Genomic DNA, 257 nt, shown 5'->3' with positions numbered 1-257 from the left:
AGCTGTGATAATCGGCGAGCGCAGCAGGGCGGTTGGGGATAGCAAACAGGGTGTGCAGATCCGGCTGAATGTCCTGGTAGCGGGCATCAAGGTTGGCAAGGTATGGCTGAATATCCGTAACGAAAAATTTATAGAATACGTTCTCAAGAAAGTTGGCTTTCTGCTGGTTTCGGTTGGGCCCGCACACGACTGTGGCGTCGTTTTGGCTCAGTAGGGCGGTTGTGGTGTTCAGCCAGTCAGTGGCACGGGCCATTGAG

General features: G+C 54.1%; 1 protein-coding gene. It reads right to left on the bottom strand.

The annotated features are described in order from the left end of the window. On the bottom strand, nt 1-257 hold a 257-nt coding region (locus tag R0J87_RS22145; protein WP_498889009.1), incomplete at both ends, for a DUF3080 family protein.

This window comes from Halomonas sp. SIMBA_159, from assembly GCF_046536035.1.
Taxonomy (GTDB): Bacteria; Pseudomonadota; Gammaproteobacteria; order Pseudomonadales; family Halomonadaceae; genus Vreelandella; species Vreelandella venusta_A.
This window is presented reverse-complemented; position numbering and strand designations above follow the sequence as displayed.